Genomic DNA, 15742 nt, shown 5'->3' with positions numbered 1-15742 from the left:
GGAATGTTTTGCGGGCCGGTTTTCCATTTCCATAAAAATTCTCTTGAAAAAATACAGTAAAGTGATTAAACTGTTACCATGAAGTTATTATATGAAGAAACGCTGGACGGAATATCTGTCCAGCGTTGTTATGGTTTGGATGGAATTGTACAGATTCCTGACACGATAGAGGGAAAGCCGGTGACAGGGCTGGCATCCTACCTTTTTTCTGAGACAGTCAGGGGGCGCCAGGTGCCTCCTTCTGTGTATGAGGGCGAGCCGGAAATCTGCGGCAGCCAGGTGAAGGAACTGACGCTGCCCGTGCACGTAAAGAGGATAGGGGCATATGCCTTTTACAACTGTTCCGGCTTAAGAAAGCTTTCCTGCCACAGCACCATAGCGGATTGGGGGGCAGGTGTATTCACAGGATGCAGCGGGATCACAAGTCTCAGTATCCAGGTGGCGGAAAACTGCAAATCCTGTCTCAGGGAGATCCTGTCAGAGCTGCGCCAGACACTGGATGTGGATTACAGGGACGGAGCGGGGAATCTGCTCTGCAGGCTGGTGTTTCCTGAATATTTTGAGGAATCCGTGGAAAATACCCCTGCCCGGATCATTATGAGGCAGATGCACGGCTGCGGCCACCTGTACCGGTACTGCTTTGAGGAGACCCGGTTTCAGGTAGGGGAGTATGACAAACTGTTTCCCCATGTGGTGGTCCAGGAACTTCCCGGACTTGTGACGCGCCTGGCCCTGTACCGTCTGTACCGGCCCTGGGGGCTTAAGGAGGAGGCGGCCCGGGGATACCGGGAGTATGTGGCAGCCCATGCAGAGGAAGCAGCGGCCGGTCTCTTTGAACGGGGTGAGCGGGACATCCTGGGATGGCTGGCCCGGGAACCGTACATGAATGAGGCGGCTCTTAGGGCAATGCTAAAAGCAGCGGCCCGCTCCGGCGATGCAGGTGACGCGGCCCTGCTCATGGATGTAAAACACAAAAGATTCGGTCATGTGCCGTCAAAGGCCAGGACGTTTGAATTATAAAAGGAGGAAAAACATGGCTAAAAAAACAAAAGCACAGGAACTTAGGGAAGAACTCACGTGGTCATTTCCACACATTGCAAAGGACGCGCCGGAGCAGGTGGAAAAGGCCTTTGGATATTGCGAGGGTTATAAGGCATTCCTGGACGGTGGTAAAACAGAGCGTGAATGTGTGAAAGCAGGGATCAAAATGCTTAAAAAGGCAGGCTATAAACCTTTTGACAGAAAGGCGTCCTACGAGCCGGGAGATAAGGTGTATTATGTCAATCGGGGCAAGGCGCTGATCGCCACCACCTTTGGCAGGAAGCCTCTTACAGAAGGGGTCAGGATCAACGGGGCCCATATAGATTCCCCGCGCCTGGATCTAAAACCCAATCCCTTGTATGAAAAGGAAGAGATTGCATATTTTAAAACCCACTATTACGGCGGGATCCGCAAATACCAGTGGGGGACCATCCCTCTTGCCATCCACGGCGTTGTGGTAAAGAAGAACGGTGAAACCGTAGAGGTATGTATTGGAGAGAAGGAATCGGATCCCGTGTTCTGTGTCACCGACCTGTTGCCCCACCTTTCCGCAAAGCAGAATGAAAGGCCCTTAAAGGACGGGCTTAAAGGGGAGGAGTTAAACATTGTGGTGGGCTCCCTGCCGTTTCAGGACGAGGAGATCAAGGAGCCATTTAAGCTTCTGGCCCTGTCCCTGCTGAACGAGCGTTACGGCATAACGGAAAAGGACTTTTTCCGGGCCGAACTGGAACTGGTTCCGGCGGTAAAGGCCAGGGATGTGGGACTGGACGCCAGCATGATCGGAGCTTACGGACAGGACGACCGCGTATGCGCATATACTGCACTGACCGCGGAGATCGATGCCAAAAAGCCAGCCCATACCACCATAACCATACTGACAGACAAGGAGGAGACAGGTTCGGACGGCAATACCGGACTGAATTCCGACTATGTGCTTCATTACATAGAAGACCTTGCCGACCAGGCCGGAGTAAAGGTGAGGGATATCCTGCGTAATTCCCTGTGCCTTTCCTCGGATGTAAACGCTGCCTATGACCCCACATTCCCTGATGTTTACGAGAGCCGGAACTCCAGCTATGTGAATAAGGGCTGCGTTCTGACCAAATACACAGGCGCCAGGGGGAAGTCAGGCTCCAATGACGCCAGCGCTGAAGTCATGGCAAAGGTCATATCCATGATGGAGCAGGAAGGGGTGTACTGGCAGGCCGGGGAACTGGGCGCGGTAGATGCGGGAGGAGGCGGGACCATCGCCAAGTTCGTAGCCCATATGAATGTGGATACCGTGGACCTTGGGGTTCCCATTTTGTCCATGCACTCGCCCTTTGAGCTTGCGTCCAAACTGGATGTTTACAACACCTACAAGGCATTCAGGGCATTCTACAAATAACAACCTTAAATTTTCATGAAATTGATGGAAACACTTTTTTTTCCCACACAGGTATGGTATAACTATGTACAGCGCACGCCCGGAAAAGCACATGCTTTTTATGGTATGAATACTGGGAATATAAGGGTTTTCACAAGGATGCGTAAAACGAGTAAAAGAAAAGGGAAATGTAAGATGAAAAAAATAGCATTGATATGTTTATGTACAATGACGGCCTTGTCACTTCTGACAGGCTGTTCTAACAGCACAGGCAGCGGAAATGAAAATCTGGGATCTGTGGAGCTGGGAGAATACAAAGGCGTTAAGGTGAACATGCCTTCTGTGATCGTAACAGACGCGGAGGTGGAATCCAGGATCAATCAGGTTCTGAGCCAGAATCCGTCCGAGGAGGAATTGGACCGCCCGGCCCAGGAAGGCGATGTGGTCAATATCGATTATGTGGGCAAGCAGGATGGCGTGGAATTTGCCGGGGGTACAGATACCGGATATGACCTGACACTTGGTTCCGGAAGATTCATCGAAGGGTTTGAGGATGGATTGATCGGAGCAAAGAAAGGGGATAAGAAGGAGTTGAACTTGACGTTCCCGGAAACTTATTCAGAGGAAACCCTGGCCGGCAAGCCAGTGGTATTTGAGGTCATTGTCAACGCGGTGAAGGAGAAAAAGGACGCTGTGCTGGATGACGCATTTGTACAGAGGGTTTCCGATTACAAGACAGTGGACGAGTATAAGGAGAGCATTAAGGCGGATCTCTTAAAGCAGAAGCAGCAGTCCGCAGACCTTCAGGTTCAGCAGTCCGTGCTGCAGCAGGTAGTGGAGAGTTCCACGTTCAAGCTGAATAAGACTGCCCTGTCCAGGCGCTATAATACAAGGATCAAACAGTACGAAGAACAGGCAAAGATGTATGGAAGCAGCCTGTCCCACATGGCCCAGGCCAATGGTATGGATGTACCAGGACTCCAGGAAGCAATCTATGCTTCTGTGAAGGATGATGTGCGGAACCAGCTGGTCATTAATACGGTTGCTGAGCGCGAGGGCATTGTGCTGGAGGATGCAGACCGCCAGGCATTTGCAGAGAGCAACGGACAGGATGTGGAGGATGCTGTTGCATATTACGGCCAGGAGACCTTTGACGAGATGGCGCTGAATTATAAGGTGATGAAGTTTATGGCTGACAATGCTTCCAACGTGGCTGAAACCACAGAGACGGAGACATCCGCGGCAGAGACAGCAGCCGGGGCAACAGCAGCAGAAGAGACTACGGCAGCAAAATAAACGGGAGCGAATTGTGAGGAGGGGACATACATGCAGATTTTAAAGGACAGGATACGAAAGGACGGCAAGATCAAGGCCGGAAACGTACTGAAAGTAGACAGCTTCTTAAACCACCAGATGGACATTAAGCTGTTTGGAGAGATTGGCAGGGAGTTTAAGCGCAGATTTGCCGATGTGCCGGTGACAAAGATTTTGACCATTGAGGCGTCCGGCATCGGCATTGCATGTATTGTGGCCCAGTATTTTGATGTGCCGGTTGTATTTGCCAAGAAGACGCAGACCAAGAACATTGCCGGGGAAGTGTATACCACCAAGGTGGAATCCTTTACCCACGGGCGCGTGTATGATATCATCGTATCCAGGGAATTCCTGGGTCCTGGGGATAAGGTACTGCTGATTGATGATTTCCTGGCCAATGGAAAGGCGCTGGAAGGTCTGGCAGCCCTTGTAAGGGATTCGGGCGCGGAGTTGGTAGGAGCCGGCATTGTAATTGAAAAAGGTTTCCAGGTAGGCGGCGATCTGCTGCGTTCCGAGGGGATCAGGCTGGAGTCCCTGGCAATTGTAGAGAGCATGGATGAGGAGACACAGACGATTGTGTTCAGAGATGATGAGTAATAAGACAAAAGCATTATTTTTCGATATTGACGGAACCCTCCTGTCTGAAAAGACAGGGGAGGTGCCGGAAAGTGCAAAACAGGCGGTCAAAGAAGCCAGGTCAAAAGGGCATCTGGTTTTTATCAATACAGGCAGGGTCTACCCACATACATGGCAGATACGTTCAGAGATCGAGGTTGACGGCTGTCTGTGCGGGTGCGGCACGTATGTCCTTGCAGAGGGCAGGGTACTTTACTATTACCATATTCCCAGGGAGCGCGGCATCCGCATTAAAAAGGACATTGACGAGTGCGGTCTGGACGGAGCCTTGGAAGGTGTGGACGGCTGTTATTTCCACAGAACCATCTCAAGGATGCCGCGGGTGGAGGAACTAAAAGCAGCACTCAGGGAAGCGGGATGCGCCGGCAGGTATGACTGGGAAGATGACTGCTATGATTTCTCCAAATTTTACCTTGCGTCTGACGGGAACAGCCGGTGTATGGAATTATTTGGACGTCTTAAGGATATAGAGGTCATTGACAGGGGGGATGGATATTATGAGTGTGTCCCCAGAGGCCATTCTAAGGCCACTGCCATGGATCAGGTACTGAAACACTACGGTATTTCCAAGGATGATGCCTATGTGTTTGGGGATAGCAGCAATGATCTGTCCATGTTCCAATACGCAACCAACTGTGTGCTTATGGGACAGCACAGTGAGGTACTGGTCCCCTATGCCACATTCGAGACAAAGGATGTGGAGGAAGATGGTATCGCTTACGCAATGAAAGAGTTAGGCATTATATAGAAAGAGCTGACCGGATGAAGAGAAAGACTTGGATGATAAGCGCCCTGATGTATGCTATGGTATTCATGGCATGCTTCGGGGTTTTGCATTTTATGAAAAAGGTTATGGAACCACCGGGACCTGTACAGGTGGCGGGGACCGAGCCCATAGAGGAGCCTTCAGACAGCCCCCGTGGTACCCGGGAAGATACGGGCGAGCCTGTACCGGCTGCCACGGACTCTGAGGCTGAAAAAGAGGAGACAGTGGAGCGGGAGGGGGGATACACGGGATGGAAGAAGGAGTTCCCTTCTGTTTGGACCCCGCCCCAGGAAACCGAGGTGCCCTACGTTCCGCCGGATGTGATCCTTGCAACGGATCTCCACTATCAGAGTGCCCTGACGGATGACGGAGGGGAGGCGTTCCAGCTTTTTGTGGAGCGCAGTGACGGAAAGGTTATCCGGTATCTGCCCCAGCTTTTGGAGGCATTTCTGGACGAGGTGATAGAAGAAAAGCCTGCCGCGCTGGTGCTCAGCGGTGACATCACCATGAACGGGGAAAAGGTCAACCATCAGGAATTGGCTGATCGGTTAAAGCGGGTACAGGACGCCGGCGTACAGGTGCTGGTGATTCCCGGCAACCATGATATCAATAACGGGAATGCGGCGGTATATTACGGGGCGGAAAAAGCAGCAGCCCCATCCATTGACGGACCTGAGTTTTATGATATTTACCACGAGTACGGCTATGACCAGGCATTAAGCCGTGACAGCGATTCCCTGAGTTATGTCTATGCCCTGGATGAGAGAAACTGGCTGCTGATGCTGGATTCCTGCCAGTATGAGCCGGATAACAAGGTGGAGGGCAGGATCAAGGATACGACCATGGCCTGGATGGATGAGCAGCTTGCCAAAGCCGGTGAGGAAGGAATATTTGTGGTTCCCATTGCCCATCACAATCTTCTGGCCCAGAGCCGGATGTACACAACCCAGTGCGCCATGGATAACAATCAGGATGTGATCCAACTCCTGCAGAAATACAGGCTGCCCTTGTTTTTCAGCGGCCACCTGCATGTACAGCGGGTGCGCAAATACAAGGCGGAACCGGGAGTCCCGGAAGCAGCTTACGGCATACAGGAGATCATCACAGACGCGCTGAGTATCCCTCCCTGCCAATATGGGCACATCATATGGGAGGAGGACGGAAGCATATCCTATGAGACCAGGTCTGTGGATGTGTCTGCCTGGGCCAGGAGAACGGGGATTGATAACCCGGATCTTCTGGATTTTGAGGACTGGTCCTTCCGCTACATACAAAAGCTGATCAGCGATCAGATACGGGGAGTGGTAAAAAACCTGGGGAATGATGTGGAGCGCTCCATGGCAGCCACCTATGCAGGCGTGTACATTGACTATTATGCCGGGCGCAAAATTGACGCAAAAGGGATTAAGGGAACCAGAGGATACCGGTGGTGGGAGCGCAATATGCCGGACAGCTACCTTCTCAGGGAATTGAACGCCATGATCGCGGATTCGGACAGGGATAATAATTATTTCCTTCTCCCGGAGGAACAGGGATGGTTTCTGGATTAGGATAAAATATACGGTGAAAATACATGGCAATTCCGCCCCTCCTGAGCCTTGTGGCTGTTTTTGCTGTGTGTTAGAATAAATGTAAGAAATTGTTGGCTCAAGAAGATTCTGAGAGTACACATACACTAAAGGAGGAACCGGCCATGAGAAAGTTTGACTGGAAAAATGTCTTAAAGCGCGGTGCAGCCCTTGCCCTGGCGTTTATGATAGCAGTATCCGTGCCGTCCTACGGTGCGGCAGCCGCACAGGCAGCGGTTCCTTCAGGAGCCGGCCGCCCGGGAATAAAAAAGCAGCTGCCCGATGCAGCGGACTATTCCCAAAGGCCCTATGAGCATTATTCCACCCAGGTCATTGACCAGGCCATGGAGGATTTTGAAAAGGCCTGCCAGACCGAGGGACAGGAGGAGGAAGTGCTCCGTCTGTACGACCTGATCATCAGTGAGTTTGACCGCCTGGCCACCATGACCTATATGGCCCAGATTGAATATGACAAAGACGTGTCCAATGAGGCAGCTGCCCAGGAGCAGGCATATACCACGGATCTGTATGCAGAGCTGGGGGACAAGGCCGCATCCTGTATCAGCAGAGGGCTTGCCACTTCCTATGCCAATGCTCTGGAAGACAGGATCGGCGGGGAATATGTGTCCATGGTGGAGTATTACCAGGAGGACTCACAGGAGAGACAGGAACTGGATAAAAAGGAGCAGGAGCTGCTTCGCCAGTATGACCAGCTGGCGGCGGATGACATAACAGTGGAGTATAATGGACAGCAGTGGAATTACCAGCGCCTGGAGACAGAGGAAGATCTAAGCACCGACACATACCGCGACATACTGAAAGAGCTGAGCCGGGAAAAGAACAGGATCCTGGGAAATAAGTTTATGGAGCTGGTTCAGGTCCGTGACCAGATAGCCGGGGTATCAGGATACGACAACTATGCGGAATACGCATACAATGCGGTATATGGGCGTGATTATACCATGGAGGACGCAAAAAAGCTGTGCGGGAATGTGAAGGACACCATTGTTCCGCTCAATGATGATATGTGGTATCTGGACGTGGATTATGCTTCCTATGACAGCCTGGATGAGCTGGAGAGCAGTTCCGCAGAGGACATGTTTAATGCGGTGGGGCCTGCCTTGGTGAGGACCCAGCCGGAACTGGGGGAAATATTCCAGTATATGCGGGATAACCATCTGTATGATATCCAGGCCGGGGCAGAGGGGGAGGACCGCGCGGACTGCAGTTATACCGTGGCTCTTCCCAGTTATAAAGATGCATTTATCTTTATCAACCGCAGCAATACCTTCAGGGATTACCAGTCCCTGATCCATGAATTCGGCCATTTCAGCAGCTACTATTACAACGCGGGGCCTGAATTATATCAGGGGTTTAACGTGGATGTGTGCGAGATACAGTCCCAGGGGCTGGAACTTCTTGTTACAAGACAGGCGGAGAGCATGCTGGGGGAAGGGGCTGAGGCCTATGTATTCGAGACACTTACGGATATGCTCTATGTAACCATCACAGCCTGCATGTTCCAGGAATTTGAGGAGGCCGTATACAGGAATCCGGATATGACCCTGGAGGAGATGAACCGCAAGTTTAAGGAGATCCAGGATTCCTATGACGGATGGTACTACCGGGTATATGGGGATGAATGCTATGAATGGGTGGACATCCCCCATCTGTTCCACAGCCCCATGTACTATATCGGTTATGGAACCTCGGCCCTTTCCGCTCTTGACCTGTGGGTACTGTCCGGTGATGACTGGGATCTGGCAGTGGACACATACATGGGAATCCTTCATGAAGGTATGGATGCACCCTATAAAGGAACCATCAGCAAGTGGGGAATGAGGGATGTATTCGACCAACCGCAGATGGAAGACCTGGCCCGGGATATCCGAAGCATGCAGGGCTTGGCCGATGGGTCAGAGGTCCAGCCGGGGGAAGAACTGCCCCAGGAAAGCGATGGCTATGATACCAACACCGCCCTCCAGGGACATCGGATGCTCTCAGCGGTAATGATCCTGCTCCTGGGAGTGGGGGCCGTGATCGTGCTTCAGGTTATGATCCTGTGCGTTGGAGTTGTTGTCTTGTGGGTTTTGGTGAAGGGGAGGAAGGAAAAGGATTAATTACTTCAGATTCCGATATTCCAAAGGAGTCTGACCAGTTGTTTTTTTAAAGATGCGGTTAAAATAGTAGCTGTTGGTATATCCAACCATCTGGGCCACCTCATAGATTTTCAGGTTATTTTCCCGGAGAAGGGTTTGAGCGTTCCTTATTCTGACCTTGGTAAGGTAAGCCCCAATACTCATTCCCGTATACTGGGTGAATAGAACACCAAAATAGGCTGGACTCAGATGGACATAGTCTGCAAGCGCCTTTACATTAATATTCTGAAAATAGTTTTTTTCAATATACTGTTTTCCAATGCGTACGGAGAGAGGACAATTTCCCTGACGGCTTATGTCTAAGTAACAGGATAAGTCATCTATGATTCCATCCAGCCATTGAACCGCGGCAGAATCAGTGGACAGATTGGAAACCTGCTCCAGGGTACGGATGCTGTGGGGAAGTACGGTGTGAATGTCGATGCCATATCCTTTGAAGTATTTGAGAATACAGGCATAAACATGCAGTGTAAATATAAAACAGGCGGTTCCTTCCTTTACACCAGAGTGGTCCCTGAATTGAACATCACTGGCAGAATCTTCTGCCAGTGTGGACAACATGCGGAAGGTTTCAGGCAGCTGGCCACAAACATTAGTTTGAGATAGGATGCTGCGAATGTGAATATCGATCAGTTTCCCATTGGTAAAGGAAGCGATTTCTTCGATATAGGGGAAATTCATGTAAGTATAGATTGATGCTATGTTTTCGGAGTCTATGGATCCAAGGAATAAAGCGGTTCTGGCCTGCGCATATGAAGCAGGAATATTGGAACTGGAATTTATAATGCTCCCGATGCCTGCTGCAGGATGTATGTTCAAATAGGTTTCAAGCATTTGCAGCAGGGTATCAGTCTGCTGATTAATGGAGGTGGGAGAAAAATCACCTTGGGCAGAGGGTGATATCAGTATACACAACTCGTCTTTTTCCACAAGAAAACAATGGCCCGTGAATCTGTCGGCAATGATCTCTTCAGTGATACTGACCGCTGATGAAGATAAAATCTCCGAAGGCGGAGAGGGTTTGGCAGGAGAAAAGGGGGCCAATTTAACCAATATGCAGCAGATGAAGGCAGGATCCAGCTGTATTTGAAGAATGTCCTTTAGTTGAAGGAATAGGGCATCTGCTTCACCGCCTAGGGAGAGCAGATCCCGCAGAAATTTTTGCCTTAGAAAAGAAAGGCTTTTAGCCAAGCAATCAGCCTCTTTGCTTTCTGTTGGAACAATATGTATTTTCTCTCTGATCTGCAATAGGGTTTCCAACAGGACATTTTCGGTCACTCTCATTTTTAGCAGATAATCACAGGCACCCAAAAGCATAGCTTCTTTAACCAGGTCAAAATCATTGTAGCTGCTCAGTACTACCACCTTGGTAGGATAGTTACGTCTGCGGATTTCCCGTATTAATTCTAAACCATCCATTTCTGGCATTTTAATATCAGTGATAACCACGTCAGGGATATTTTTTTCCATGATAGATAGGGCTGCAACTCCATTGGCCGCTTCTCCGATCAAATCAATTTGATTATTTTCCCAGTCAATAATTGACTTTAACCCTACCCGTACTACCATCTCATCATCTACAATTAAAACCTTCATTTTATCAGCCCTCACTCTCTCTCCATAGGAATCTTCATAACTACCTGAGTGAATTGATTTTTTTTGCTGGAAATGTGGAGTCCATAGCTCTCCCCATAGACATATTTTAATCGCTTATTTACGTTTCCCAATCCCATTCCTTTCGTATTGTGGGAGGAATCCGTATCTTGTATCTCTTCCAGGATATGCATAAGCGTTTCGTGATCCATGCCAGCTCCGTCATCATTAATGTTTATGAGAATATCATGTTCTTTCTGGCAAATTTCTATGGTGATATGTCCCGTTGTATTCTTTCTCTCAATCCCATGAAAAATAGCATTTTCTACAATAGGCTGTAGTACAAATTTTACGATCATGCAGTCCAGAAGAGTGTCATTTTCACAGTACATATGAAATGACACTTTTCCTTTATAGCGAACTCTCTGAATAGCAAAATAAGCATCAATTACAGACAGCTCCTCACGGATAGTAATTTTTTCTGTTGTGCTGCGGGTGGAACAATCTATAATGATGCCCAGAGAAGTAATCATATCTACAATTCCCTGAGCTCCCTGCATAATGGCCATTAATCGGATGGAATTTAATGTATTGTTGAGAAAATGGGGATTTATCTGAGCCTGCAGCATCTGAATTTCCAATTGCCGCTTTTCCTCTGCCCGGTTTAAGTCCTCTGCCATCAATTGTCTGATCCCCTGCTCCATCTCGTAGAGATCACGATTTAAGGATGCGATCTCATTGTTTCCCGGTAATTGTTCTATATCCTCAGAATGATGAAAATTTCCCTTGGCAATCTGATTTACTTTTTTTGCGATTTGGTTAATAGGCTTGGTAAAATTCAGTGACAGGTACCAGGAAAGGAAAAATGCAAATAGCAAGACCAGACCGGAAACTATGAACCCTGTGTTCAGAGCTGTTTTATTCAGCTGAGTAACCTCACTTACCGGTTGAATATGAACCAGTGTATAATCGCTGTGATCGGATTTTTTATAGGTGATCAGTTCTTTGATTTTCTTTTCTTTGTGGATGAAAAAACGTTCTCCTCCCTTTTGAATCCGTTCATAAAACTCCTGATCGCTTAAATTGGTTCCGGTAAGCTCTGGACGATTGGATGCCAGGACTTCCCCTTTGGAATCCATCAGAAAACTTTGAACGCTGGAATGGGGCGGATTATTATTTTCAACCAGCATTTCTGAGTCTAAGAGAATGACCAGTTTGCCAAGAGGTTTACTGTTATAGTCATATTTTATTTGTTTGTAAACAGGTATTACATATTCGGCCGGGGAGGACCGAAGAATGGTGGGGATTCGGTTGTGATTAGGAATCGCATGGTAATAGACAGTCTGCCCCTTTGTGGTGGAAGCCTGCTTATACCAGGAATCATGGTTGAACATGTGCACATCCACATTGTATGCATTGGAACCATATTTGATAATGAGTCCGTTGTCTCCGATGATATAGAGTGAACTGATCCAATTTTTCAAACTGAAGAACAGATTGCGGTCATTAATATTATTGTAAACCCTGCTTTTTACCGTGTCAAAAATATGTATTGAATCTCCCTGTCGTTTTAACAATACATGAATATCCTCATTAAGACAGATCCAGTCAATAAAACTGTTTAATTGATAGAGGTCACGGTCAATGGTATCCATCCTGGAGGAAACCAGAAGATACACCTGCTCACCGGCATTATTAATGATCAGCTGGGAGGACGAATCATAGTAGTAGGAGGAAAAAAATATCCCTACAATCAGAACAACCGTACAAAAGTAGGCAATGAGCTGAGTTCTCAATGAAACATGTTGTTTAGGAAAGAATTTCAAGCCACCACCCCCAAGATATCGTTTGATATAGTATAACAAATAGAAACTAAAAATGAAAGAGATATTATATTTACCATAAATATGTACAATAAAACATTATTTTGTATTATTTCCACAAAAGAGTATGGTAAATGATGGGAAAATAATCACTAAAAGATATAGTAATTATGCGTGCCCCTGCATTGTTTGGATATTATAAAAATGTTACCATAATTACAGATAATATATTGGGGAATAAGAGAAAGGAGAATTAATTATGGCAAAAAAATGGTTTCTTAGGTTCATTCCTATCCTTCTTGGAATGATCATGTTATCGGGGTGTGGAAAGAACAACCAAGGGGATTCCACGTCCTCATCACCGCCGCCAGGTACGGATAGTGCCGGTGCAGCATCTCAAACCTCTGAGCCTCCTGTGACGGATGAGCCGGTGAAGCTGACCTGCTGGTTTGAAGCAGCTTTCCGTGGTGTTTATGACCAGACGGAACCAGGAGCTGATTTTGGGGATTTCCACAGATATGTAGCAGAGGAATATAAGAAGATTCATCCCAATGTGGATATTGAAGTTGTGGTTGTGGGGCCTCAGGAGCGGGCGGAAAAGCTGAGTGTAGCGGTACAGTCTAATGAGATGCCGGACCTGATGTTTGATACTCATTTTGCGCTGTTTGACTATGCACATGCAGGGATTCTTCTTCCTCTAAATGATATTATAACGCCTGAGGACAGAGAAGATATTCCGGCAGCCGCCTGGGACAATGTTACGTTAAACGGCAACACTTACATGTTTCCATTTACGTCAGAAGATGGACATATGGGATTAAATCTGGATCTTTTTGAGCAGGCGGGAGCCATGGACTATGTGCCGGAAGGAGAGATAGGCCAGTGGACGCCGGAAGAATTTCGGGATGCTTTGCGTGCGCTGAAAAAGGGGCTGCCGGAGGATGTATATCCTTTTGTATTTTATTGCGGGGGACCCACGGGGGATACATGGAATAACATGTTGCTCCGCATGTTTGGTGCCCAATTCTTTAATGAGGACACCACGGAAATCGTATTGAATGACGAAAAGGGAGTGAAAGCACTGGATTTTCTCCTTAGCCTTCAGGAGGAGGGGCTGATTGCACCTGGTTGTGAGACTCTGACAGTGGAAGATGCAGTCCAGATTTTCTTAAACAAGAAAGCGGCAGTCAGTGTGTTTAATGTGCTCCATTATAATAACCTGATGAAGGGATTAAATGAAGGAACCATTGAGAAACCGTTTAACTTGAAATTTGCTTACATTCCTAACGAGGAAGGTCCTACCTGCTTTACCTATGTGTTTGGCAGTGCTGTCTTTGCTACAGGAGATGAGAAAAAGATCGCAGCAGCAAAGGATTTCATAAAATTCTATTCTTCACCTCCATATTCTGATGCATCGATGATTATGCTTCCTTTCCGTAATTCGGTGGCAGATAAACTAAGGGAAACCAATCCAACTATGGCACAGCTGGCAGAATCCCTCCAGTATTCCAAACCGTTTAATCAGTTGGCACCGGGATATCTGGAATTGCGTGCACTGTTCTTCCCGGAATTACAGGCAGCTTTCACAGGACAGAAGACAGCTCAGGAGGCTTTGGATTCTTATGCTCAGAAAGGGAATGAAATACTAAAAAAGAATGTTGAAAAGTCAAAACTGCTGAATCATTAGGAGCTTATAAAAAAAGCTGTGGGAAAAATGGACAAAGGAGGTGAAGCCCATGGAATTCCTGTACCGTGCAGGTAAAGGGTGGAAAAAACAGAAATGGGGATATCTCTTTATTGCACCTCAGATGACACTCTTTCTGATATTTTTGGTATACCCTGTATTAGAAGGAATTCATTTGAGCTTGTATGATATTAAATTCTTGGATAAGGAATGGGCAGGCCTGGGTAACTATGTAAAACTATTTCAGGATGAGGTTTTTAGGAAAGCCCTTGTAAATACCCTGGCTTTTGTCTTTTGGGGCACGCTTTTTACTGTAGTGGCCGGATTGTTTATTTCAGTTTCCATCTTTGACAAAGCGCCCAGGTATGTGTCGGTGATCAGGGGGAGTTTTTATCTCCCCACGATCATATCGGTAGTGGTACTTTCCATTGTCTGGTCATGGCTTCTGAATCCCGCCATGGGTATCATCAATTATTATATGGCGGAAATGGGGATGGAGCGGGTCAATTTCATGGGAAATGTAAAGTTTGCCATGCCGGTATTGATCTTTATGGTTTGGTTGGTAAATATAGGGCAGGCGGTTATCTTATTTGTAGCAGCTATGCAAGGAATCTCAGGGGATATTCTTGCGGCGGCTGAAATCGATGGTTCCAGTCGTTTCCAAAAGATTATTTATGTGATTCTCCCCATGATAAAAAATAATGTTGTGTACTTGATGGTATTAAGCATTATAAGCATTATTAAGGTGTTTATCGCTATTGATCTGATGACCAGGGGAGGTCCTAATTATGCTACCACTACAATGATGTATCTCTGCTATCAGGAGGCATTTAAAAATAATAAGTTAGGGAGCGCGTCAGCAATCGGGGTCATTATGTTTATGGTTGTCTTACTGCTTTCCATAACTCAGTTTAAAACATTTAGAATGGAAGATTGAGGGAGGGAGACTATGAAGCACAGGCTTGAGCACATGGGCAGGTTTGATCTTATCTGCAATATTGTCATTTCCGCCGCGGCAATTTTGAATCTGTTTCCCCTCTATTGGATGATCAGCAGTTCGCTGAAGGTTTCGCAGGATGTGAGTAAGATGCCTCCGGACTGGATTCCATTTCCTCCAGCTGTACAAAATTATAAGAACCTGTTCCAGACTGGCCATGCATTGACATGGACCTGTAACAGTTTCCTCATTGCGATTGGAACAACAGCAGCGATTCTGCTGGTAAGTGCTATGGCATCCTATTCCTTTGCCAAGCTGAGATTTTGGGGAAGAAATACAATTTTCCTTGCCTTTATTCTGACATTAATGATTCCAAAGGAGATTTATATTGTTCCTCTTATAAAGGTAATGCAGTATTTGAATTTAAAGGGAACTTACATAGGTATTATTCTGCCCAATGTGGCTCTGCCGTTCGGTGTGTTCCTGCTCCGCCAATTTTTTGCTACAGTGCCCGACTCGCTTAGGGAGTCGGCCTGGTTGGATGGAGGTTCAGAGTGGAATGTATTTACGAAAATCATGCTTCCTATCTGTAAGCCGGGATTGTCGGCACTGGCAATCCTGATGTTTGTACAAACATGGAATGATTATTTGTGGCAAATGGTGATGATAACTAAGGATTCTATGAAGACACTGCAGCTGGGGGTCGCATTGATGCAGCAGGAGAATAATCCTGATTACGGACTTAAGATGGCCAGTGCCTGTGTGGCGGCAGTGCCTATGATTTTAGTGTTTTTTGTGTTTCAGAGGTATTTTACAAGTGGAATTACCATGGGAGCAATTAAAGAATAGGAGCTG

Annotated in this window: 12 protein-coding genes; 10 read left to right on the top strand and 2 right to left on the bottom strand. The window is 47.4% G+C overall.

The features are described from left to right. Positions 1-78 precede the first annotated feature (78 nt). From CLFS41_RS23135 to CLFS41_RS23105, 7 genes are all read left to right on the top strand, one after another. On the top strand, positions 79-1020 hold the full coding sequence (locus tag CLFS41_RS23135) for a leucine-rich repeat protein (protein ID WP_045093582.1): 942 nt from the start codon (positions 79-81) through the stop codon (positions 1018-1020). A gap of 13 nt (positions 1021-1033) precedes the next feature. After that, on the top strand, positions 1034-2428 hold the full coding sequence (locus CLFS41_RS23130) for an aminopeptidase (protein ID WP_007865969.1): 1395 nt from the start codon (positions 1034-1036) through the stop codon (positions 2426-2428). A gap of 174 nt (positions 2429-2602) precedes the next feature. Then, positions 2603-3703, top strand: a complete 1101-nt coding sequence (tig, locus tag CLFS41_RS23125) for a trigger factor (RefSeq protein WP_045093581.1) — start codon at positions 2603-2605, stop codon at positions 3701-3703. Positions 3704-3733: 30 nt separating this feature from the next. Continuing rightward, complete coding sequence (locus tag CLFS41_RS23120; protein ID WP_007865972.1) at positions 3734-4318, top strand: xanthine phosphoribosyltransferase; 585 nt, start codon at positions 3734-3736, stop codon at positions 4316-4318. After that, positions 4296-5105 (top strand): HAD family hydrolase, encoded by an 810-nt coding sequence (locus CLFS41_RS23115; RefSeq protein ID WP_007865975.1) that lies wholly within the window; start codon positions 4296-4298, stop codon positions 5103-5105. The genes CLFS41_RS23120 and CLFS41_RS23115 overlap by 23 nt, the downstream gene beginning before the upstream one ends. 14 nt (positions 5106-5119) lie before the next feature. Next, the gene (locus CLFS41_RS23110; protein WP_045093580.1) at positions 5120-6673 is read left to right on the top strand and encodes a metallophosphoesterase; all 1554 of its coding nucleotides are present in this window, start codon (positions 5120-5122) and stop codon (positions 6671-6673) included. A 143-nt stretch (positions 6674-6816) separates the two neighbouring features. Continuing rightward, a complete protein-coding gene (locus tag CLFS41_RS23105) occupies positions 6817-8811 on the top strand; it encodes an oligoendopeptidase (RefSeq protein WP_045093579.1) in 1995 nt (664 codons plus the stop codon). Here CLFS41_RS23105 and CLFS41_RS23100 read toward each other — a convergent pair whose 3' ends face one another. Together CLFS41_RS23100 and CLFS41_RS23095 are read right to left on the bottom strand one after the other, a co-directional pair. Then, on the bottom strand, positions 8812-10446 hold the full coding sequence (locus tag CLFS41_RS23100) for a response regulator (protein WP_152649066.1): 1635 nt from the start codon (positions 10444-10446) through the stop codon (positions 8812-8814). Positions 10447-10457: 11 nt separating this feature from the next. Further along, complete coding sequence (locus CLFS41_RS23095) at positions 10458-11837, bottom strand: sensor histidine kinase (RefSeq protein ID WP_152649065.1); 1380 nt, start codon at positions 11835-11837, stop codon at positions 10458-10460. A 688-nt stretch (positions 11838-12525) separates the two neighbouring features. On the opposite strand from CLFS41_RS23095, the gene CLFS41_RS23090 reads away from it, so the two are divergent. From CLFS41_RS23090 to CLFS41_RS23080, 3 genes are all read left to right on the top strand, one after another. After that, positions 12526-13953 (top strand): extracellular solute-binding protein, encoded by a 1428-nt coding sequence (locus tag CLFS41_RS23090; protein WP_048930003.1) that lies wholly within the window; start codon positions 12526-12528, stop codon positions 13951-13953. 172 nt (positions 13954-14125) lie between these two features. Then, on the top strand, positions 14126-14887 hold the full coding sequence (locus CLFS41_RS23085; RefSeq protein WP_197092182.1) for a sugar ABC transporter permease: 762 nt from the start codon (positions 14126-14128) through the stop codon (positions 14885-14887). A gap of 12 nt (positions 14888-14899) precedes the next feature. Then, positions 14900-15736: a carbohydrate ABC transporter permease gene (locus CLFS41_RS23080; RefSeq protein ID WP_045093575.1), complete on the top strand. Its 837-nt coding sequence runs from the start codon at positions 14900-14902 to the stop codon at positions 15734-15736. Positions 15737-15742: the final 6 nt, after the last annotated feature.

The organism is Clostridium sp. FS41 (assembly GCF_000954015.1).
GTDB lineage: Bacteria > Bacillota > Clostridia > Lachnospirales > Lachnospiraceae > Enterocloster > Enterocloster citroniae.
This window is presented reverse-complemented; position numbering and strand designations above follow the sequence as displayed.